This window comes from Nocardia sp. NPDC046763, assembly GCF_040645495.1.
GTDB lineage: Bacteria > Actinomycetota > Actinomycetes > Mycobacteriales > Mycobacteriaceae > Nocardia.
On record NZ_JBEYYI010000039.1, the window covers coordinates 1 to 20209 of the forward strand.

19 protein-coding genes and 3 pseudogenes are annotated in these 20209 nt (G+C 66.6%); 9 read left to right on the forward strand and 13 right to left on the reverse strand.

The window, feature by feature from the left end; genetic code table 11:
- Positions 1 to 818: 818 nt before the first annotated feature.
- Complete coding sequence (locus tag ABZ909_RS39185; RefSeq protein ID WP_357010701.1) at positions 819 to 1406, forward strand: hypothetical protein; 588 nt, start codon at positions 819 to 821, stop codon at positions 1404 to 1406.
- A 524-nt stretch (positions 1407 to 1930) separates the two neighbouring features.
- On the opposite strand, the pseudogene ABZ909_RS39190 reads toward ABZ909_RS39185, so the two are convergent.
- The 3 genes and pseudogenes from ABZ909_RS39190 to ABZ909_RS39200 all read right to left on the reverse strand — a co-directional run bounded on the left by ABZ909_RS39190 (position 1931) and on the right by ABZ909_RS39200 (position 3678).
- Positions 1931 to 3029, reverse strand: a pseudogene (locus tag ABZ909_RS39190) (ADP-ribosylglycohydrolase family protein).
- A 26-nt stretch (positions 3030 to 3055) separates the two neighbouring features.
- Positions 3056 to 3278: pseudogene (locus tag ABZ909_RS39195) on the reverse strand (IS30 family transposase); the annotation flags it as partial.
- A 244-nt stretch (positions 3279 to 3522) separates the two neighbouring features.
- Entirely contained in the window at positions 3523 to 3678 is a 156-nt protein-coding gene (locus tag ABZ909_RS39200; protein WP_357010703.1) for a hypothetical protein, read from the reverse strand.
- Positions 3679 to 4261: 583 nt separating this feature from the next.
- Here ABZ909_RS39200 and ABZ909_RS39205 point away from each other — a divergent pair.
- The gene (locus tag ABZ909_RS39205) at positions 4262 to 4744 is read left to right on the forward strand and encodes an NUDIX hydrolase (protein WP_357010705.1); all 483 of its coding nucleotides are present in this window, start codon (positions 4262 to 4264) and stop codon (positions 4742 to 4744) included.
- Between the two features lie 7 nt (positions 4745 to 4751).
- On the opposite strand, the gene ABZ909_RS39210 is transcribed toward ABZ909_RS39205, so the two are convergent.
- Positions 4752 to 4877, reverse strand: a complete 126-nt coding sequence (locus ABZ909_RS39210; protein WP_357010707.1) for a heme-binding protein — start codon at positions 4875 to 4877, stop codon at positions 4752 to 4754.
- A 15-nt stretch (positions 4878 to 4892) separates the two neighbouring features.
- On the opposite strand from ABZ909_RS39210, the gene ABZ909_RS39215 reads away from it, so the two are divergent.
- The 3 genes from ABZ909_RS39215 (at position 4893) to ABZ909_RS39225 (ending at position 6917) form a co-directional block, all read left to right on the forward strand.
- On the forward strand, positions 4893 to 5351 hold the full coding sequence (locus ABZ909_RS39215) for a hypothetical protein (RefSeq protein ID WP_357010709.1): 459 nt from the start codon (positions 4893 to 4895) through the stop codon (positions 5349 to 5351).
- An 88-nt stretch (positions 5352 to 5439) separates the two neighbouring features.
- Positions 5440 to 5991, forward strand: a complete 552-nt coding sequence (locus ABZ909_RS39220; protein WP_357010711.1) for a carboxymuconolactone decarboxylase family protein — start codon at positions 5440 to 5442, stop codon at positions 5989 to 5991.
- 98 nt (positions 5992 to 6089) lie between these two features.
- Entirely contained in the window at positions 6090 to 6917 is an 828-nt protein-coding gene (locus ABZ909_RS39225) for an alpha/beta hydrolase (RefSeq protein ID WP_357010713.1), read from the forward strand.
- Positions 6918 to 7395: 478 nt separating this feature from the next.
- Here ABZ909_RS39225 and ABZ909_RS39230 read toward each other — a convergent pair whose 3' ends face one another.
- Complete coding sequence (locus tag ABZ909_RS39230) at positions 7396 to 7716, reverse strand: hypothetical protein (RefSeq protein ID WP_357010715.1); 321 nt, start codon at positions 7714 to 7716, stop codon at positions 7396 to 7398.
- A 260-nt stretch (positions 7717 to 7976) separates the two neighbouring features.
- Between ABZ909_RS39230 and ABZ909_RS39235 the strand changes: the two genes are divergently transcribed.
- Positions 7977 to 8681 carry a VIT family protein gene (locus tag ABZ909_RS39235; RefSeq protein WP_357010825.1) on the forward strand — a complete coding sequence of 235 codons (705 nt, stop codon included), beginning with the start codon at positions 7977 to 7979 and terminating at the stop codon, positions 8679 to 8681.
- A gap of 27 nt (positions 8682 to 8708) precedes the next feature.
- On the opposite strand, the gene ABZ909_RS39240 is transcribed toward ABZ909_RS39235, so the two are convergent.
- Positions 8709 to 9416: a hypothetical protein gene (locus ABZ909_RS39240; protein ID WP_357010717.1), complete on the reverse strand. Its 708-nt coding sequence runs from the start codon at positions 9414 to 9416 to the stop codon at positions 8709 to 8711.
- 160 nt (positions 9417 to 9576) lie between these two features.
- On the opposite strand from ABZ909_RS39240, the gene ABZ909_RS39245 reads away from it, so the two are divergent.
- From ABZ909_RS39245 to ABZ909_RS39255, 3 genes are all read left to right on the forward strand, one after another.
- Complete coding sequence (locus ABZ909_RS39245; protein WP_357010719.1) at positions 9577 to 10218, forward strand: TetR/AcrR family transcriptional regulator; 642 nt, start codon at positions 9577 to 9579, stop codon at positions 10216 to 10218.
- 187 nt (positions 10219 to 10405) lie between these two features.
- Positions 10406 to 11071 carry a peroxiredoxin-like family protein gene (locus ABZ909_RS39250; protein ID WP_357010721.1) on the forward strand — a complete coding sequence of 222 codons (666 nt, stop codon included), beginning with the start codon at positions 10406 to 10408 and terminating at the stop codon, positions 11069 to 11071.
- 394 nt (positions 11072 to 11465) lie between these two features.
- Positions 11466 to 12011, forward strand: a complete 546-nt coding sequence (locus tag ABZ909_RS39255) for a hypothetical protein (RefSeq protein ID WP_357010723.1) — start codon at positions 11466 to 11468, stop codon at positions 12009 to 12011.
- Between the two features lie 49 nt (positions 12012 to 12060).
- On the opposite strand, the gene nuoN is transcribed toward ABZ909_RS39255, so the two are convergent.
- The 7 genes and pseudogenes from nuoN to nuoH all read right to left on the reverse strand — a co-directional run.
- Positions 12061 to 13674 (reverse strand): NADH-quinone oxidoreductase subunit NuoN, encoded by a 1614-nt coding sequence (gene nuoN, locus ABZ909_RS39260; protein ID WP_357010725.1) that lies wholly within the window; start codon positions 13672 to 13674, stop codon positions 12061 to 12063.
- Positions 13671 to 15287, reverse strand: coding sequence for an NADH-quinone oxidoreductase subunit M (locus ABZ909_RS39265; RefSeq protein ID WP_357010727.1), 1617 nt, complete (start codon positions 15285 to 15287; stop codon positions 13671 to 13673). Before ABZ909_RS39265 ends, nuoN begins: the two co-directional genes overlap by 4 nt.
- A gap of 29 nt (positions 15288 to 15316) precedes the next feature.
- Entirely contained in the window at positions 15317 to 17188 is a 1872-nt protein-coding gene (nuoL, locus tag ABZ909_RS39270) for an NADH-quinone oxidoreductase subunit L (protein WP_357010827.1), read from the reverse strand.
- 19 nt (positions 17189 to 17207) lie between these two features.
- A complete protein-coding gene (gene nuoK / locus ABZ909_RS39275; protein WP_357010729.1) occupies positions 17208 to 17507 on the reverse strand; it encodes an NADH-quinone oxidoreductase subunit NuoK in 300 nt (99 codons plus the stop codon).
- On the reverse strand, positions 17504 to 18379 hold the full coding sequence (locus tag ABZ909_RS39280; protein WP_357010731.1) for an NADH-quinone oxidoreductase subunit J: 876 nt from the start codon (positions 18377 to 18379) through the stop codon (positions 17504 to 17506). Before ABZ909_RS39280 ends, nuoK begins: the two co-directional genes overlap by 4 nt.
- Positions 18376 to 18951, reverse strand: coding sequence for an NADH-quinone oxidoreductase subunit NuoI (nuoI, locus tag ABZ909_RS39285; protein WP_357010829.1), 576 nt, complete (start codon positions 18949 to 18951; stop codon positions 18376 to 18378). Before nuoI ends, ABZ909_RS39280 begins: the two co-directional genes overlap by 4 nt.
- A pseudogene (gene nuoH, locus ABZ909_RS39290) lies at positions 18928 to 20145 on the reverse strand (NADH-quinone oxidoreductase subunit NuoH); the annotation flags it as partial. The pseudogene nuoH and the gene nuoI, both read right to left, overlap by 24 nt.
- Between the last annotated feature and the right edge of the window lie 64 nt (positions 20146 to 20209).

Below are 20209 nucleotides of genomic sequence, written 5' to 3' on the forward strand. Positions count from 1 at the left end.
AGGCGGCAAAAGGTCGACACCGCTAGTTTCACCCTCCAGTTGTGCACGAAATTCGGCACTAGCGGGCGTCCGCGCGGCGCTCAGATCGGCACGGCCGGTTGATCTTCGGCGTGCCGCGCTGGCCGGTTCGGTCAGCGCGGTATGCGGCAGAATAGTGCGGTCCCTGCCATGCCGTGCCGACAGCGCTGAAGTCGCGGGGGGTACTGCAACGGCACTCGGTGGTCAGATGAGTGGGTGGCACCGCATGCGGTAGTGGCTGAGGCGGGCTTGGTGCTGGCGGCGTCGCCCCCGTCGCGACCAGGGCCAGGTGTGGTCGGAGGTGTAGTTCGAAGTGAGTATGAGTGCTAACAGCAGGCGGCGGACCTCCGGTAATGGTCCTCGTGACTGTCGGTGAGTCCCCTTTTGCTGCAATGATTTTCGATGCCGCGAGCCGGACAGGCAAACATCGACCGGGTGATGCGGGCATACCGGGCCCGAAAGGTATGGACCCTGGTAGTGATCGAGCCCCGCCTCGCTCTCAGCCTGCTGAGACGCATCCTCGGCATGGCGGCGCGACCCGCCGGGGAGGCCGAATCCACCAACCTGCAACGGTGCGGGCCGAAGTACAGGTAGTAGGCGACCTCGAACTTGCCTTTGCTGTTGGGGCTCAGCGCGCGCCGTCGCTCACCCCGTCGAAGCCCCGCACCGCGCCGGCCGCGCTCGTATCGCTGTCCGGCTATCGACAATCTCGAAAAGCATCTCGGCGGCACTACCCTTGTGGCAGCGCGAGATCGTCTAACATTCGCCACTATCAACGGCATACACGCATACGAGGGAACGTGAGAACCGACGCGAGACGGGCCACTCCGGCAGATAGCGATCTAGACCCCGGATTCTTCGACGCCGACGCCCAGCAGTCCGCGGCCTGGCTCGCGTGGAGCGACCCAGCTGCGATCGATGCCCGCATCGAGAGGTTGTTCACTGAGACGCTGCCCCGGCTGGAAGCGGTACGGGGCAGCGAGGGCCGCCCATCGCTCGATGACCGATTCAGCGCCGCCGCGTTCGACAGGATCGTTTCCCTGATCGATGCCGCTGCACGTGGCGAGGATGGACGGTATGCGCCCGAAAACGATTATCTCGCGGACCAATTCATCACCTATATCGGCGAGTGGATGGTGCGACGCGTCGAGGGTGTCTGGTTCAACTCACCTGAGAACGGTGCGCCGATCTTCGACCAGTACGGTCCTGCGGTTGGCTACCGATGGTCGCAGGAGTCGACGAACGACCTTCTGGTGTTGCTGTTCATGATGGCCGTGGACAGCGACGACAGCCCGTATGCGTACTTCGTGGACCTACTGTGCGAGCGCGGACTGGTGTTCGCGGAAGAGCGGGGTAGGCCGGATCTGAAAGCGGAGATCTTGGCGTGATCACGCTCGGGCGTGGATCCGGAGGACCAGCCCGACGCAGCAGTGGGTGGCTTCAGGGGACCGCAGCCAGGCGAGCCATCCGATTATCGAGCTGGACTCGAGTTGGGTTGGGCCCGAACGGTGATCGTCCTCGCCCCGCCGTAGAGTCGGCGCGGGGCGAGGCCGACTGTGGAGTGAGGAACCCGCTGGGAAGGGCGGGAGCACCGATCACCGGTAGGTCGTGTCGGCAGCTCTCGCGCGGTGGTTTCGCTGGAACTATCCGGTGGCCCGGTGTCGCGCGGTAGCGGGTAAGTGCCGAGGTAGCCGAGTAGGAGCCCAGCGTCACCTTCTGACAGTGTGTCCGGTGTGGCGTCGAATCCTTCCTCGTTGCCGTTGGGATCGTCGATTGGGCGCAGAGACTCTTGGCATTTCATCCTCGATGATCGCAAGCTCGGCCGACGGCCGACCGGGCGGAGACCTCAGTGTGGATGTCGTAGACACGCTCATCGGCATGAGCGCGCACTGACGACATCCGGTCGGCCGGCTCAGGTGGCCCCTGCCCGTTGATCTTCCACATACCCGCGCTGGCCGGTTCGGTCAGCGCGGTATGCGGCAGATGAGTGCGTTCCCGTACGGTGGATCACTCGATCGCTACGAAGCAGTGGAATCTGTTCAGAGGATCGCCCACGGGGGAGAGGCTCTCTGGCGGAAAGCCATTCTTGCGGTACTCCTCTGACATCGGCCCGGTTTCCGATGCCGGTATGCGCGGCCACGATGCCGCCGGCGACGGCGGCGGTGGTGTCCGCGTCACCGCCTGCTTGGATGCAGGCGGTGATGGCGGCGGGGTAGTCGTGCAGGTAGGTGGCCGCAACCCAGAGGGTGAAAGGAACTGTGTCTTGGGCGCTGACGCGGGCACCGTTCCCGAGCTCGTAGGCGGCCTCGGCGACCGTGTGGCCCAGCAGTTCCCGGGCTCGGCGGATACCCGCGGTGGTGTGTCCGTCGATCAGGTACGGGTCGACTGCGGCGAGCAGTTCTGCTGGTGTGCAGCCCGTTTCACGAGTGGCCGCGGCGTGGCTGGCCGCGACGGCCACGGCCATGGCGCCCAGGATCGCCTCGGGATGGCGGTGAGTGATCTCGGCCGAGAAGGCCGCTTGAGTGGCGGCCTGGTCCGGGTTGCCGGCAAAATGGGCTCCGAGTGGGGCAACGCATGGCCGCACCGTTGCCCCAGGAACCAAGTCCGTCGAATGCGGCCGCAGCCGCTTCGCCCCAGCGACGCCCGTCACGGATCTGATGCAGCACAACGACTGTGCCAGCACCGTAACCACGGTAGGGCTCACAACGGTCGGCGAACGCGGTCGCGAGTGCGTCGCGATCGATGCCGCCACGGGTGCGGATCTCTGTGTGCACCGAGCAAGCCATCTCGGTGTCGTCGGTCCAGGGCCACGGTCCAACGGGTGGCCGTCCGGCGAGAAGGTCGGGAATCGAGCTGCCGGGCACGAAGAACTGGGCGCCGAGTGCGTCCCCCACAGACAGACCGTCGAGGCTGTCACGAGCGATATCGGATAGATGCGGCATACCCGGGCCATACTGCCAACCGTGATCGGCATCTGCAACCGGCCGACAACCCATCACCTGCCAGCACATGCTCAATTCGGTGCGGGCTCAGGCGGTCATCGCAACACCTCTTCGAGTGCTTCTGATGGTGTGCGGAATCCGAGGGTTTGTCGAGGGCGTCCGTTGAGCTCGTCAGCGATCGCGTCGAGGTCGGCTTGGCTGTAGGTGCGCAAATCCAGGTGACGGGGAAGGTATTGGCGCAGAAGACCATTCGTGTTTTCGTTGCTGCCGCGCTGCCACGGACTCTTTCGGATCGCAGAAATAGACCGGGACAGTCGAACAACTGCTGCAGCTCGGTCCGGGTCAGTGCTCGCCGCTGCGGACGTCCCTCTGCGTCCAGAACGTGTCTTGCACTGTTCCATTCGTAGCTGATCTGAACCGGATGAGACCCGAATCGTCTCTCGCACTCAGCATCCCAGCCATAGACCGGCTCGCGGACGTAGGCGAGAAATCCGCGAACTGCCAGCTGATAGGCGCGCACGGTCGATTGCGCGGCGCCGCGCACCGCCCGCAAATCGGTCGACTACTCGTCCAATTGCTGTGGCGTCCAATGCCACGGGAACTCACCGGAGTGCTGCTGAAACCGTCGCAGCAGGTCCAGTCGCGCATCGACCGTGCCGAACGCCAGATTCCGGCTCAGCTGCTGCTGCCGCCATCCCTCCAGCATCGCCTCGAACACTTGCGCTCCGGCTGTAGCAGAGGTACCCCGCGGCCACGACTCGATGCGCCGCCCCAGCAACCTCGAACTTCCGCGTTCCCGCCACCGATTACCTCAACATCTGCCGAAGGATTCGTTCATCAGATGATATGAATGCGACGAAGCTGCCGGTTGCGAAATCGAGAAGGTCGCTACTCGCTACTTCGAAGAAGCCCGCACCAGGCCAACTACGAGCAGCTCAGCACCCAAATCCGTTGATCACCAGGATCATTCATTGGATGAAATATGCGAGCTTCCACAGATAATGCGTCATTGTCTGCGGCAACTCCTTACCGAGACTTTTCACGGAATTGGGCTGGCGAAGCCAGCCACCGACAAGAAACCGGCTGCCGCACACGGCATCTCGGAATAGAAAGCGCGCTGCGGGAGCTGAGCGCGACTTTTGTCGCCACTGGCCCTCCGGGCCGATCCCTAATGCGCTCCCGCGACCCGCGCCTCTCGACACCACCTTCGTGAACCACGGGAACTCACTCGTTCCGCCGGTCCACAACCCGCTCGGTCAAGCTCGACCGAGGCCGGAAAGTGCCGGTTACTGTTGTGCCGCATGGGTTCTGAACTGAACGAGTATGTCGCCGGACTGCCTCGCAAGCGCATGGGTGCGGGTGCGCTGTTCGTCGACGAGCTGGATCGGGTGCTGCTGGTCGAACCGACCTACAAGCCGTACTGGGAGGTGCCCGGCGGGGTCGTCGAGGCCGGTGAATCGCCCTACCGTGCGGCCGTGCGGGAGATTCGCGAGGAGCTGGGGCTGAGTCTGCCGGTCGGGCGGCTGCTGGCGGTCGACTGGGTGCCCGCCGGCCTGTATCCCGACGACGGGGTGATGATGGTGTACGACGGCGGGCTGCTGCCCGCCGAGCAGGTCGCCGCGATAACCCTTCCGGCGGCCGAACTTCGGAGCTGGGCGTGGTGTGACAGCGAGGCGGCGACGCGACTGCTGCCCGCGGTGCTGGCCCGGCGCGTGGCAGGAGCGCACTGGGCCAGAACGGCGGGGATCACGGTCTATCTGGAGGATGGCTTCGAGATCGGTTGACGCGCAATCAGAACGCGGCCAGGCAGGCCCGGGCGACCTCGACGTCCTGGTCGGCGGTGCCGCCGGACACGCCGACCGCCCCGATGACGTGTCCCGCGGCGTCGGTGATGGGCAACCCGCCGCCGAAGGACATCAGCCCGGTGCGACTGTGCTGTTCCTGGATCTCGCTGAAATCCCGGTGGCGCACCGGGCGCTGGTCCGGCTGGTCTTTCTGGAGCCCCGCGTGCGCGGGTTGTTCGTGAACTGGGAGCAGGTCGCCGCCGAGGTCGTCGACCGTCTGCGCATGGCCGCCGCCCGCATGCCCGGAGATCCGCGACTGACGCAGCTGGTGGGGGAGTTGTCGGTGCACGACGCCGATTTCCGGCGGTGGTGGGCCGGGCACGGAGTGCGGACCATGGCCGGTGGGCGCAAGCGGCTACGCCAACCGACGGTCGGTGCGCTGGAGCTGGATTGGCAAGTGCTGCAGGTACTTACAGCCTCGGAGCAGACGCTGGTCACGTACACGGCCCTGGAGGGCTCGCCCAGTCACGAGGCGCTGCGCATCCTGGGCTCCTGGAACGCCGCCGCTCCGGTGCTGTGCCCCGAACCGATCGAGACCGGACCATAACCTGGAGCAATATCTACTACGTCCCGTCGTTTTCGGCTTAGGATGTTTCCAAGGGGGCATCTGCGAAACTCGAAGAGGAGTGCAGCGCATGCGAGCAATCACCCGAATCCTGAACTACGTCAAGGCGATGCGGCGGGCCCGCCGTAATCGGACAGATCTCGTCGGCTGGCTCATCCGGCGGCCGCAGCTCCTGGTCAGCACCATGATCCAGGAGACGATGCTGCTGCTCTCCAACCGGGTCGACCCGCACCTGAAGGACCTGGCCGAGCTCAAGGCCGCCGCTCTGGTGAACTGCCAGTTCTGCCTCGACATCGGTTCGACGTTGGCCCACTACGGCGGACTCACCGAAGCGCAGGTCACCGAGCTGCCGAAGTATCGGGACAGCGACGCGTACAGCGATCTGGAGAAGCTCGTCCTGTCCTACGCCGAGGCCATGACTCTCACACCGACCACGCTCGATCTGAGTGAGATTCGCGGCCAGCTGCTGACCCACGTGAGCAAGGCCCAGCTCGCCGAACTGGCCGCGGCCATCGGGTGGGAGAACCAGCGTGCCCGCGTCAACCAGGCGCTCGGCGTGCGCCCGGCCGGTATGGCCGAAGGCATGACCTGTGCGCTACCCGAACCCCGCCAGGTCGGCTGACATCTTCAGGTTCACACCTTTTCCATTCGCGCAGCAATGAATTCGGCGCGGTCGTACCGTCATATCCGGTGTCCATGTACTGACCACTCGGAGCAACCATGACCTCGACCGCACCCGTCACCTCCGGAACCGTCGCCGTGCCGGACGGCACCATCTACTACGAAGTCCGCGGCAGCGGCCCACTGATCGCCCTGATCGGCGCGCCGATGGATTCCGGACCGTTCGGCGCGCTGGCCGAACTGCTCGCCCCCGACTACACCGTGCTGTGCAGCGACCCGCGGGGCCACGGCCGAAGCCCGGTCGACGACACCGACAAGGACTCGACGCCGGAACTGCGTGCCGACGACCTGGCCCGCGTGATCACCCATGTCGACCTGGGCCCGGCCACCGTGCTCGGGTCCAGCGGCGGGGCCATAACCGGTCTCGCGCTGGCCATCGCCCGGCCCGATCTCGTCCCGACCCTCATTGCACACGAGCCGCCGCTGCGCGAATTGCTGCCCAATCGCGACGAGCTGCGTGCTCGGACCGATGAGGTCCAGACCGTCTACGAGTCCGGCGATGTGCTCGGCGCGGTCCGCAAGTTCTTCGCCATGACCGGCCTGTTCATGCCCGAGGAAGTGCTGCAGCAGATGTTCGGCGGCGAGCGGGATCCGCAGTCGATCGCCTCCGACGATTTCTTCTACCGCCACGAGCTGCACACCACCTCCGGCTGGCAGCCCTCCCTCGACGCCCTCCGCGCCACCCCGACGAAGATCATCATCGGTATCGGCGACGAATCCGCCGACAAGTTCTGCGACCACACCTCCCGCGCGCTCGGCACCGAGCTCGGCCTCGAGCCGACACTCTTCCCCGGCGGCCACGGCGGTTTCATGGAACAGCCCGACGCCTTCGCCAAGCGCCTGCGGGAAGTCCTGCACGACAGCTGACCGATTTTGTCGACGACCATGCATGGGCGGCGGCGCCTCCCGGGTTTTGCCTGCGGCAATGCATGGTTGCCGGTAAACGCGTGGATTAGGCTGAGGACACACTGATCCGAGGGCGCGGAGGTGTGGACTATGAGGATTCGAATGGTTCGGGGTGTGGGATTCGGGGTGGTGGGGCTCGCGATATTCGCGGGCGCCGTGGCGGTCCCGCCGGCGGCTCGAGCCGACGGACAGCGCTACGTGTGTGATCAGGTGCAGGTGACGATGGACGGGCACGGGCTCGGGACCGGGAATTGCGTATCCGCGGGCGGCGGAGCACCTGCCATGGGATTGATCACCGGCGCTTTCGATATCACGAGGCGCTCGGACAACTACACGGTGCATTGTTCCGACAATGGCGGCATGGCGACCGGGGAATCATGGCTCCCGGGTGAAGTGAACGGGGGCGCGACACAATGCGCTCCGACTTCCTGACACGGATTCAGTCGGGACGAATTGCCCAGCGCGCGTAGGTGTTTTCGGGATTCACGGTGATGATGTCGGCGATCTGCACGATATCGTCGGGTATCAGGCCGCCGAAATGCGCGAGGCTGGGGACGATCACCGCATCGGCCTCGAGGCGGGAGATCAGCGTGCGTACGCGCACGAACGGGCGATCGGTCTCGGGGCCGAAGACCAGGGTCTTGCACAGGTCGTAGCCGAGCCGGCGAGCCAGATGCTGGATCTGAGCCTCGTCCCACTGTTGCTGTGCCCCCGACACATCGTGCCGGAGGAATCCGATCGCTGATGGTTGTGGCCGCATCTCGCCGCTCTCTTGAACTGATCCGCTGGGCGCCGGTGTCAACGCTACGGCTAACCTGCGCCGCACATAGGGTGATCCGCCGAGAAACTGCTCGTCGCAAACGTGTCGCGATCGGAGTGTCCGCGCCGGCGCCGCCGCGTCTACCGCCGAAAATCCTTGGTATGCAATGCATTACCTAATTTCGGTGAGCCTCTCTTTGCTGGCGGGCAACCCTCTCGAGCATTACCGTTCCCCTCGTGAGGGACGATTTCGAGGGTTCGGTGGCGGTCGCGCAGGCGACCGAACCACATGCGGTGGGATTGGCGACGCGCCTGAATTGGCTGCGCGCCGGCGTATTGGGAGCCAACGATGGAATCGTCTCCGTAGCAGGCATTGTGGTCGGGGTGGCGGCGGCCACCAGCAACAGCGCCGCGATCGTCACCGCGGGCGTGGCCGGACTCGCGGCCGGCGCGGTCTCGATGGCCTTGGGCGAGTATGTCTCGGTGAGCACCCAGCGCGACAGCGAGCGCGCGCTACTCGAAACCGAGCGACGCGAATTGGCCGAGCAGCCGGAGGCCGAATTGGCCGAGCTCGCGGCCATCTATCAGGCGAAGGGCCTCTCGGCGGCCACGGCTCAGGCTGTGGCGGAAGAACTCACGGCCCGGGACGCGTTCACCGCGCACGCGGAGGCCGAGCTCGGCATCGACCCGGACGAGCTGACCAATCCGCTGCACGCCGCACTGTCCTCGGCGCTGTCGTTCACGCTGGGCGCGCTGCTGCCCCTGCTGGCGATCCTGACGCCGCAGGCGATCCGGGTGCCACTCACCATGGCGGCGGTACTCGCCGCACTGGCCCTGACCGGGGCTGTGGGCGCCCGGCTCGGCCAGGCGCCGGTGGCGCGAGCGACCGTGCGGGTGCTCGCGGGCGGCGCGCTCGCCATGATCACCACCTATGTGATCGGACACCTGGTCGGCGTCGCGATCTGATCGGGAATCGCTGCGGCCGACCAGGTCTCACGCGATCGGGGTGGGCGAGTCCCCGGCCAGCAGGAGTTGCGGGACCTGCGTGAACGTCCATCCGGTGCCGGTGCGGGTGAAGACATAGACGAGGTCGAAGCGATCGTCGGGCCAGGATTTGGGCGGTGCGGGAGCAATGCCGCCGAGCTGAGCGATGATCGCGCCGATGTTCTCGTGCTGCCAGCTGATCAGCGCCGGTCCGGTCGCACCGGCCAGCGCCGAGACCAGCTGCGCCTCCTGCCCTTTCGGGAAGCGGCCGTCGATCCGCACGTTGAGCGCGGCGGCCAGCGGCGTCACGGTCTGCTGCGGCCGCTTACTGCCGTGGCTGCCCGGATCGGAGGCGAAAATCGTTGCGGGCCTGGCAAGTCCGGGACGGAGGGCGGAGGGAGAGCCATCGGCACCGCGCGGATCGAACAGCCCGACCAGCGCACCCGCGCGCGCCCAGCCGCGCACGGTCAGCGATTCCTCGTCATGCTCGCCATCCTCGGTGATCCCATACGGCTTTCCCGAACCTGTCGGCTTCTCCGCGTGCCGGATGATCATGACCGCGTCCGGCAGCGCCCCGGCGGCGGGCGGCGGCCCGGCCGGGCCCGTCGTCTCGACCGGCTTGTCATGCTTCTTGCCGCCGCCGCATCCGGTCAGCGCCCCCAGCGCGGCCGCCGAGCCCAGTGCCAACAATGACCGTCGCCCCAGCTGCGCATCCACAACACCCGAACCTACCGACCGCTTCGGTGACGCCGCGCGCTGGCCATAGCGAAAACAGTTGGCGAGGCTGACCCGGCGCCAGGAATCTGGCTTGATTCAGCCAATAGTGTTCCGACAAAAATGGAATATTAATGCCAGAAAATGCGCTATCGTGAAGGTTATGAGCAGCACAAAGCCGCGGCGCCTGACGCCGAAGGGGGAGCAGACGCGGCAACGGATCGTGATGGCGGCAGCCCAGTTGATGTTCGAGCAGGGTGTCGCCGCGACCACCGTCGAGGGCGTACGCGATGCCGCCGGGGTGAGCAACTCGCAGGTCTACCACTACTTCACCGACAAGAACGCGCTGATCCGCGCGGTGATCGCCTATCAGAGCGACACCGTCGTCGGCGGGCAGGAACCCATGTTCACCCGCCTGGACACGATCGAAGGCTTCCGGGCCTGGCGCGATTTCCTCGTCGCGCACCAGCGCCGGATGCACTGCCGGGGCGGCTGCCCCCTGGGGTCCCTGGGTAGCGAACTGGCCGAGATCAATCCCACCGCCCGCGCCGATGTCGCCACCGCGTTCCGCCGCTGGGAATCCGGGGTTCGGTCCGGGCTGCGATCAATGGCCGAGTCCGGTCGCCTCGACCCCGCCGCCGACCCGGACAAACTTGCCACCACCACCCTGGCCGCACTGCAGGGGGCGCTGCTGCTGACCCAGCTGCAACGCGACACCGCGCCGCTGGAAATCGCCCTGGACACGATGATCGACCACATCGCGTCCCGCACCCGGTCCGCACCGGACAGCGCCTTCGTCTCCTGACCGCGCTTCCGTGTGGTGACTCCCGCTCGAGCTGGTTCGGCCGGTGGATGGCGATATCAGGAAAATGGAATTGATATTCCAATTTCTTCTCGGTAGGACTGGAGGAGCGAATCCATTTTCGCCGAGCACCGGGCCGCGTGGGTCGGGTGCTTGCCTCCTCGCTTCCACTGCATGGAAAGGGACGGATGTGACCAGCACGAACACCACCATCGCCCAGCGCGTCGAGCTCATGCACCAGTCCATGGCCGACCAGATCCCCGAGATCGCCTTGGCCGCCTTCGGCGCCGAGCAGGCCGGCCTCGCCGGCGACGGGATCCCAGAGGGCGTCGCGCAGGCGGGAACTGCGATTCCGGACGCCGACCTCCTCGACGTGCACGGCAACCCCACCAGCCTGTACGCGGCCCTCGCCGGGAAGCCGGCGGTCCTCGTCATCTACCGCGGCGCCTGGTGCCCCTACTGCAACCTGGCTCTACGGGCATACCAAGAGCAGCTGGCGCCGGCCCTGATCGAGCGCGGCATCGGTTTGATCGCGCTCAGTCCGCAGAAGCCCGACGGCTCGCTGACCATGGCGGAGAAGAACGATCTGACCTTCACCGTGCTCTCCGATCCCGGGAACCAGATCGCCCGGGCACTCGGCGTCCTCACCGCACCCACCGACCAGGTCCGCGAAGCCCAGCGAAGCCTGGGCCTCGATCTGCCAACGCTCAACGCCGACAACGGATACGGCCTGCCGATGCCGACCGTGCTGGTTATCGACAGCGACAAAACGATCCGCTGGATCGATGTCCACCCCAACTACGCCACCCGCACCGAAACCACCGATATCCTCACCGCACTCGGCCTTCTCGACTGACCACCGGCGCCCCCGAGCCGACAGGGAAAAGGCTGAGGCTCGGCTCGAACGAGCGCTGCCCACCCGCCAGCGCCGGTCTCGCGGGATGCTCAGGTTCGGCGAACAATCCCCGGCCAGATCACCAAAAGGTAGCTGCTGTCGGGATTGGTATCCGTTCGGTCTCGGGGTGGGCTGTTTGTTCATGCGTCGGGCTACGGTGATCTTCCCATTTGAGCCGTATTCGATCGCAAGGATTCGAGAATGAGCTCGGAGGGTGCTCACGGTTTGCTGTACGGCGGTCGGTGTCGGATACAAGGACCGGGCGTAGTGGTCTTGGGGTTGTTTTGTCGGCGGTAGGGCTGCCGGTGAGCTCGGCGGGTCTGGTGGCAGCCCGAATTCCGAAAGGGGTAGGGTCGTGATGATTCTCGATGATGTTGTTGTGCAACAGGTTTCGTTGCCGGCCGAATCGCTGCTGGACGATTATGGTGCCTGGGTGGCCGGACATTCCGCTGCGCTGGAGTTGTTCTTCGCGCAGGACGCGCCGACTGTGGGCGCGCTCGACGACCCCTGGACCTTGCAGGGGCTGCAGGCTGCCGTGCGGGTGGCGCGTACGCGGATCGTAGATTGTCCTGGCATCCTCGCCCCTGAGAATCGCGCCCTGATCGATCGGTTCGGACGGTTCGTCGGGGAAGTGTTCGTGCGTCAGTTCGACGGATCGTGGCGCAACGTGCTCGACAACGCACCGCCCGGCGTGCAGGTCTGGCCGATGGTGCGCTGCAGCTGTTACCTCACCTGCATCGCACCACACAGCGCTATCGAGATCGCCATTGCGCAAGGCCGCCCTCAGGGACCCGCCGCAACACCCGATGGCATCCTCACCGATCTGTACCACGGTGTGCAGGACAAATACCTGACCTGGATCGCCACCGACCCGACATCGTCATACCGGGCGACAGCATGAATCGGGCCCGCCGCGAATGTCGCGGCGGGCCCGATCGATTGGCCGAGGCTCAGCGGGCGAACGTCGAGGCGTTCTTGGCCAGATCGAGCAGGGGCTGGGGGAAGATGCCGAGGACCAGGGTGGCCGCGGCGGTGAGGGCGATGACGGTGCTGGTCAGGGTGGGGTAGACGACGGTGGGCGGGGTGGCCGGCGGGTCGGTGAAGAACATCAGGACGATCACGCGGAGGTAGAAGAAGGCCGCGATGGCGCTGGAGATGACACCGACGATGACCAGGGTCGCGGCATCGCCGCCGGTGGCCGCGGCGAACACGCCGAACTTGGCGATGAAGCCGCTGGTGAGCGGGATACCGGCGAAGGACAGCAGGAACAAGGAGAAGATGGTCGCCAGCCAGGGGGAGCGGCGACCCATGCCGGCCCAGGCGGGCAACGCCGTTGCCTCGTCACCGTTTTCGTCACGGACCAGGCTGACCACGGCGAAGCCCCCGAGAGTGCCGAGGCCGTAGACAGCGAGGTAGAACAGGACGGACGAGACGCCCGCGGTGGTCGCCGCCACCAGGGCGGTCAGAATGAAACCGGCATGCGCCACCGAGGAATACGCGAGCATGCGCTTCATATCGGTCTGGGTGACGGCGAGGATCGCGCCGACGACCATGGTGGCGATGGCGACCGCCGCGAGCACCGGCCGCCAGTCGTTGCGCAGGTCGGGGACCGCAACGTACAGCACGCGCAGCAATGCACCGACTGCGGAGATCTTGGTGGCGGCGGCCATGAATGCGGTGATCGAGGTCGGCGCACCCTGGTAAACGTCGGGCACCCAGGACTGGAACGGGACCGCGCCGATCTTGAACAACAGGCCGACCGCCAGCAGGGCGATGCCGAGAATGGCCAGGGTGTGCGAATTTCCGGCATCGCGGGTGACGGCTTCGGCAATGCCTGCCAGGCGGATGGTGCCGGCGTAGCCATACAGCAGCGCCATGCCGTAGAGGAAGAAGGCCGATGAGAACGCACCCAGCAGGAAGTATTTCAGCGCGGCCTCCTGCGACAGCAGCCGGCGACGCCGCGCCAGCCCGCACAGCAGGTACAGCGGCAGCGACAGCACTTCCAGCGCCACGAACATGGTGAGCAGGTCGTTCGAGGCCGGGAACAGCATGAGGCCGGCGAGCGCGAACAGGGTGAGGGGGAAGACCTCGGTGGTGGCGACTCCGGCTTTGGTGGCGGCGATTTCGTCGACACTGCCTGGCGTGGCCGCCGCCTGCGGGGTGAATCCGTCCACCCCGCCGCGCGAGGCGGTCAGGCTCCAGGTGCCGGGCCCTTCCCGCCGCACCGGCATGCGGTCGGCGTGGCGTTCGGCGATGAACAGCAGTCCGAGGATGCCGACCACCAGGATGGTGCCCTGCAGGAACAGGGAAACCCCGTCGATGGCAACGGCGCCCACGACAGCCGTCTCGCGGACATCGCGCAGTCCGATCACCGCGCCGAGCGCGACGGCCAGGCCGCCCAGGCCGAGCACCAGCTGGACCCCATAGCGGGATCGCCTGGGCGCGAAGGCTTCCACCAGGACGCCCGCGACGGCGACGCCGAACACGATCAGCATCGGGGACAGGTCTCGGTATTCGATGCTCGGTGCCGGGACTGTCGCGGCGAGCAGCAGACCTCCACTCATTTGTGGGCACCTCCGGTGGTCGTCTGGGCGGCTTCCGGCTGCACGGCCGGCGCCGGATTGTGCTGTCCGATGGTGGTGAGGGTGCGGGCGACGGCCGGATCGATCCGGTCCAGCGCCGGTTTCGGGTACGCGCCCAGGAACAGCAGGGCGAGGATGAGCGGGACCACGACCACCATTTCGCGGGGGAGCAGGTCGTAGAGCCGCTCGTTGCCCTCCTTCACCGGGCCGGTCATCATGCGCTGGTACATCCACAGCACGTACAGCGCCGCCAGCACCAGTGCGGAGGCCGCGAGGACGGCCGCCACCGGGTACCGGGTGAATGTGCCGATCAGAACCAGGAATTCGCTGATGAACGGTGCGAGACCGGGCAGCGAGAGGGTGGCCAGGCCGGAGATGAGGAAGGTGCCCGCCAGGATGGGTGCGACCTTCTGGACACCGCCGAACGCGGCGATGAGCCGGGTTCCCCGGCGCGACACCAGGAATCCGGCGATCAGGAACAGCGCTGCGGTCGAGATGCCGTGGTTGACCATGTACAGCGTCGCGCCGGTGCCGCCCTGGGTGGTGAGCGCGAAGATGCCGAGGATGATGAACCCGAAGTGCGATATCGAGGTGTAGGCGATCAGTCGCATGACGTCGGTCTGGCCGACGGCCAGCAGCGCGCCGTAGATGATTCCGATCACCGCGAGCAAGCTGATCAGCGGCGCGTAAGTCGAAGTGGCCGAAGGGAACAGCAGCAGGCAGTAGCGCAGCATGCCGAAGGTGCCGACCTTGTCGACCACCGCCATCATGAGCACCGCGCTGGCCGGGGTGGCCGACACCGCGGCGTCCGGCAGCCAGGTGTGCAGCGGCCACAGCGGGGCCTTCACCGCGAATGCGAACATGAAGCCCAGGAACAGCGCGTTCAACACCGCGGGCGTCGCACCGAGGTGGCCGGAGTTGGCCGCCTCCATGACCGTCCGGAAGTCGAAGGTGCCGCCGCCATTGCTGCCGAGCTTGTCGCGTGCGGTGATGACGTACAGCCCGATGACCGCCGCCAGCATGATGAGCCCGCCGAACAGGTTGTACAGCAGGAACTTCACCGCGGCCCGCGACCGCTGCTGCCGCACCGCCGCATCCCCGGTCCGCGGCCCGAAGCCGCCGATGAGGAAGTACATCGGGATGAGCATGACCTCGAAGAACACGTAGAACAGCAGAATGTCCAACGCGGTGAACGAGATCAGCACCATGGATTCGACGACGAGGGTGAGTGCCACGTAGAAGTGCGTGACCCGCGGGCCGGTGCCTACCTCCCGCTCGTCCTGCCATCCGGCGAGCAACAGCAGCGGCACCAGCCCGGTGGTCAGCAGAACCAGGACCAGCGCGATGCCGTCCATACCGAGCGTGTAGCCCGCCCCGAAGGCCGGGATCCACTGCTGCTTCTCGACGAACTGGTATTGCGCGCCACCGGTTTCGAACCGGGTGGCCAGCCAGATGGCGATGCCGAGGGTGCCCAGCGAGACCAGCAGCGCGAAGACCCGCACCCCGGTGCGCCGGCCCGCCGGAAACAGCAGTGCGAGTGCGGCTCCGGCAAGGGGCACGGCCCACAGCGTGGTGAGCCAGGGGAATTCCCGCACGGCGCCCAACGATGAACTAGCAAGGTCGTTCACAGGAACCTCACCGCCAGCAGGGCGGCGACCACCAGGGCCGCGCCGGTGAACATGGACAGGGCGTAGGAGCGCACGAAACCGGTTTGCACGCGCCGGATCCGGGCCGACAGGCCGCCGACGACGGCGGCCGTGGTGTTGACCAGGCCGTCGATACCGCGGTTGTCGACGAACACCAGCGACCGGGTCAGGTGCTGGCCGGGGCGCATGAACGCGGCCTCGTTGGCGGCGTCGCCGTAGAGGTCGCGGCGGGCGGCCTCGACGAGCGGGCCTGCGGCAGGAGCGGTTTCGGGGATCTCGGCGTGGGCGTACTGGTCGTAGGCCACCCAGATGCCGGCCGCCACCACCGCGAGTGCGAAGAAGGTGATCGCCCAGGACGGGATGAACGGTTCGGCGTGGTGCTCACCGACGACCGGGGCCAGCCAGTTGGTGAGCGAGGAGCCGTAGGCGAAGAGCATGCCGGAGAACGCTGAGCCGAAGGCCAGCAGGATCATCGGCCCGGTCATGGAGACGGGCGCCTCGTGCGGGTGCACGCCGGCACGCCAGCGGCGTTCGCCGAAGAACGTGAGGATCATGACGCGAGTCATGTAGAAGGCGGTGATGCCCGCGCCGCACAGTGCGGCGAAGCCGGTGACGATGCCGCCGAATCCGCCGTGCGCGAACGCCGCCTCGATGATCCGGTCCTTGGACCAGAACCCGGCGAAGGGCGGAACACCCAGAATGGCAAGGTATCCCAGCCCGAAGGTCACGTAGGTGACGGGCAGCAGTTTACGCAGCCCACCGTAACGGCGCATGTCGGTCTCGTCGTCCATGGCGTGCATGACCGAGCCCGCGCCGAGGAACAGCCCAGCCTTGAAGAAGCCGTGCGTGAGCAGGTGCATGATGGCCGCCGCGTAGCCGACCGGGCCGAGCCCCGCGGCGAGAACCATGTAGCCGATCTGGCTCATGGTCGAGGCCGCGAGCGCCTTCTTGATGTCGTCCTTGGCGCAACCGATGATGGCGCCGAACAGCAAAGTGATTGCGCCGACTGCCATCACGGCGGCCTGCGCGCCGGGAGCCAGATCGAAGATCGGGTTCGAGCGGGCGATGAGGTAGACACCGGCGGTGACCATGGTGGCCGCGTGGATGAGCGCCGACACGGGTGTCGGGCCCTCCATTGCGTCCCCGAGCCAGGACTGCAGCGGCACCTGCGCGGACTTGCCGCAGGCCCCCAGGAGCAGCAGCAGCCCGATGGCCGTGAGGGTTCCGGTGCCGGCCTGCCCGGCCGCCCCGAACACCGTTCCGAAGTCGATGCTCCCGAAGGTCGCGAACATGACCATGAGCGCGATGGCCAGTCCCATGTCGCCGACGCGGTTGACCACGAACGCCTTCTTGGCCGCCGTTGCGGCGGAAGGCTTCTCGTACCAGAACCCGATCAGCAGGTAGGACGCCAGGCCGACGCCTTCCCAGCCCAGGTACAGCACCAGGTAGTTGTCGGCGAGGACCAGCACCAGCATGGCGGCCAGGAACAGGTTGAGGTAGGCGAAGAATCGCCGCCGTCCCGGATCGTGGGCCATGTAGCCGACCGAGTAGACGTGGATCAGCGAGCCCACACCGGTGATCAGCAGTGCGAAGCACATCGACAGCTGATCCAGTTGCAGGGCGAAGTCCACCTTCAGCCCGGTCACCGGCAGCCACTCGAACAGGCTGTAGTGCACGGCCCGTTGATCATTCGACCGGTCCAGCATGTCGCTGAACGCCCAGGCCGCCACCCCGAACGACGCCAGCGCCATGAGGGTGCCCAGGATGTGCCCCCACGTGTCGCTGACCCTGCCGAGCAGCAACAGGATCACGGCGCCGGCGAGCGGGAGGGCCGGCAGCAGCCACAGCATCATCTGTGCGGTATCCATGTCAATACCGCAGCAGGTTCGCGTCGTCGACCGAGGTCGAACGCCGGGCACGGAAGATGCTCATGATGATGGCCAGGCCGACCACGACCTCGGCGGCGGCGACCACCATGGTGAAGAAGGCGAACACCTGGCCGTCGAGGTTGCCGTGGGTGCGGGCGAAGGTGACGAAGGCCAGATTCACCGCGTTGAGCATGAGCTCGATGCACATGAACACCACGATGGCGTTGCGCCGCACCAGGACTCCGGCCGCGCCGATGGTGAAGAGCAGGGCCGAGAGATACAGATAGTTGTCCGGATTCACCGCAAGCCTTCCTCGTGGGAGTCGTTGCCGTTCTTGCCGCCGTGCGCGTCGGTGCCGTTGTGGCCGTTGCCGTTCCGGTGAGTGTCACTGCCGTTGCCGACGGTGCGCACCACGGCTTCGGTGTGGGCCCGGTTGCGCCGGTGCCGCAGGATAGTGCTGACCGAGAGCTCCTCGAAGGAGCCGTCCGGCAGTCGCGCGGGGGCGTCGACGGCATTGTGGCGGGCGTATACGCCCGGCGTCGGCAGCGGCGTGACCCGGGTGCCCCGGCGGAAGCGTTCCTTCGACAGGGTGCGCTGATCGGTCGGCGGCCCGAACTTCTCGCGGTGCGCGAGCACCATGGCGCCGATGGTGGCGGTGATCAGCAGCGAGCCGGTCAGCTCGAACGCCCACACGTAGCGCACGAAGATGAGTTCGGCCAGCGCCCCGATGCTGTAGTTGCCGCCCAGACCGGGCCCGGTCTCGGCGACGCTCTTGCCGGACATCCCGTGCGCGATGCCGCCGATGAGCAGCATGCCGAAGCCGATGCCCACCACGATGACCGCGAGCCGCTGCCCGCGCAGCGTCTCCCGCAGTGACTCGGCGGAATCCACGCCGACGAGCATGAGCACGAACAGGAACAGCATCATGACCGCGCCGGTGTAGACGACGATCTGCACGATGCCCAGGAACAGTGCGCTCTGGGCGATGTAGAACGCGGACAGTGTGATCATGGTGGCGGCCAGGCACAGTGCCGAGTGCACGGCCTTGCGCGCGCACACCATGCCGAGCGCGCCCAGCACCGCGACCACGGCGAGGATCCAGAACTGCACCGCCTCACCGGTGGAGGTGTGGGTGACGATCTGCTGCGCCGGTTGGGAGAGGTGGTCGATCATTGCTGCGTCCCTTCCGCTCCGGCGAGTTCGCCTGCGGCGCCGGGGACTTCACCGCGGTAGTAGGAGCCCTCGTCCGCGCCGGGATACATGGCGTGCGGCGGGGCGATCATGCCCGGCTCCATCGGCGCGAGGAGGTCCTGCTTCTCGTAGATGAGGTCGGCCCGATTGTCGTCGGCGAGCTCGTATTCGTTGGTCATGGTCAGCGCCCGGGTCGGGCAGGCCTCGATGCACAGGCCGCAGCCGATGCAGCGCAGGTAGTTGATCTGGTAGACCCGGCCGTAACGCTCACCGGGAGAGAAGCGTTCGGTGTCGGTGTTGTCCGCGCCCTCGACGTAGATGGCGTCGGCCGGGCAGGCCCACGCGCAGAGCTCGCAGCCGATGCACTTCTCGAGACCGTCCGGGTGCCGGTTGAGCTGGTGCCGGCCGTGATAGCGCGGCGCGGTCGGGGTTTTGACCTCGGGGTACAGCTCGGTGTTCGGCTTCTTGAACATGGTCGAGGCCGTGACCAGGAAGCCGCTGAGCGGATCCAGCAGGCCGGCTTTCTCGGTGGCCGCCGGGGGTTCGGCCGGCATCGGCGGCACCGGGAAGTCCGAGTAGGCCCGGGTGGAGTCCGGATCCGGTGAAGCCTTGGTGCGGTCGCCACCCGCGTGCCCGGCCCGAAGGACCAGCGCGAGCAGCACGACCGCGACCACGATCCCGCCGATCACCATGCCCGGGGTCTGGATGTGGGTCCCGTTGTCCTGCAGCACCTTCAGGGTGGCCACGTACATGACCCAGGCCAGCGACACCGGGATGAGCAGCTTCCAGCCCAGGTTCATGAACTGGTCGTAGCGCAGTCGCGGCAGGGTGCCGCGCAGCCAGATGAACACGAACAGGAACGTCCACACCTTGGCGGTGAACCACAGTATGGGCCACCAGCCCGAGTTCGCGCCCGCCCACAGGCTGATCGGGAACGGCGCGTGCCAGCCGCCGAAGAACAGCGTGGTGGCCAGCGCGGACACGGTGGCCATATTGATGTACTCGGCCATCATGAACATGGCGAACTTGAGCGAGGAGTACTCGGTGTGGAAGCCGCCGACCAGCTCGCCCTCGGCCTCGGGGAGGTCGAAGGGCGCACGGTTGGTCTCGCCGACCATGGACACCGCGTAGATCAGGAACGACGGCAGCAGGAGGAAGACGTACCAGGTTCCGTTCTGCGCCTTGACGATTCCCGAGGTGGCCATGGTGCCCGAGAGCAGGAACACCGCCGCGAAGCACAGTGCCATGGCGATCTCGTAGGAGATGACCTGCGCGGTGGAGCGCAGACCGCCCAGCAGCGGGTAGGTGGAGCCCGACGCCCAGCCCGCCAGCACGATGCCGTACACGCCCACCGAGGCCATGGCCAGGATGTAGAGCACGCCCACCGGCATATCGGTCAGCTGCAGCGCCGTGCGGTGCCCGAACATGCTGACCTGCGGCCCGAACGGGATCACCGCGAACGCCATCACGGCCGGGATGAGCGAAATCACCGGTGCGAGAATGAAGATGGGCTTGTCGACGATGGCCGGGACGATGTCCTCCTTGAGGAGCATCTTGACGCCGTCGGCGATGGACTGCAGGCTGCCGCGCGGGCCGACCCGGTTGGGGCCGACGCGCATCTGCATGAAGGCCACGATCTTGCGTTCGGCGTACACCGCGAGCATCGGTATCAGCAGCAGGAAGACGAAGATGCCGATCGATTTGACCAGCACCAGCCACCAGGGGTCGTGGCCGAACACGGCGGTCACGTCAGTCCCGTAGGCGTCGCTCCACCTCCCAGCGCTTGCTTGCGTCACCACGGAGGGGCCCGTG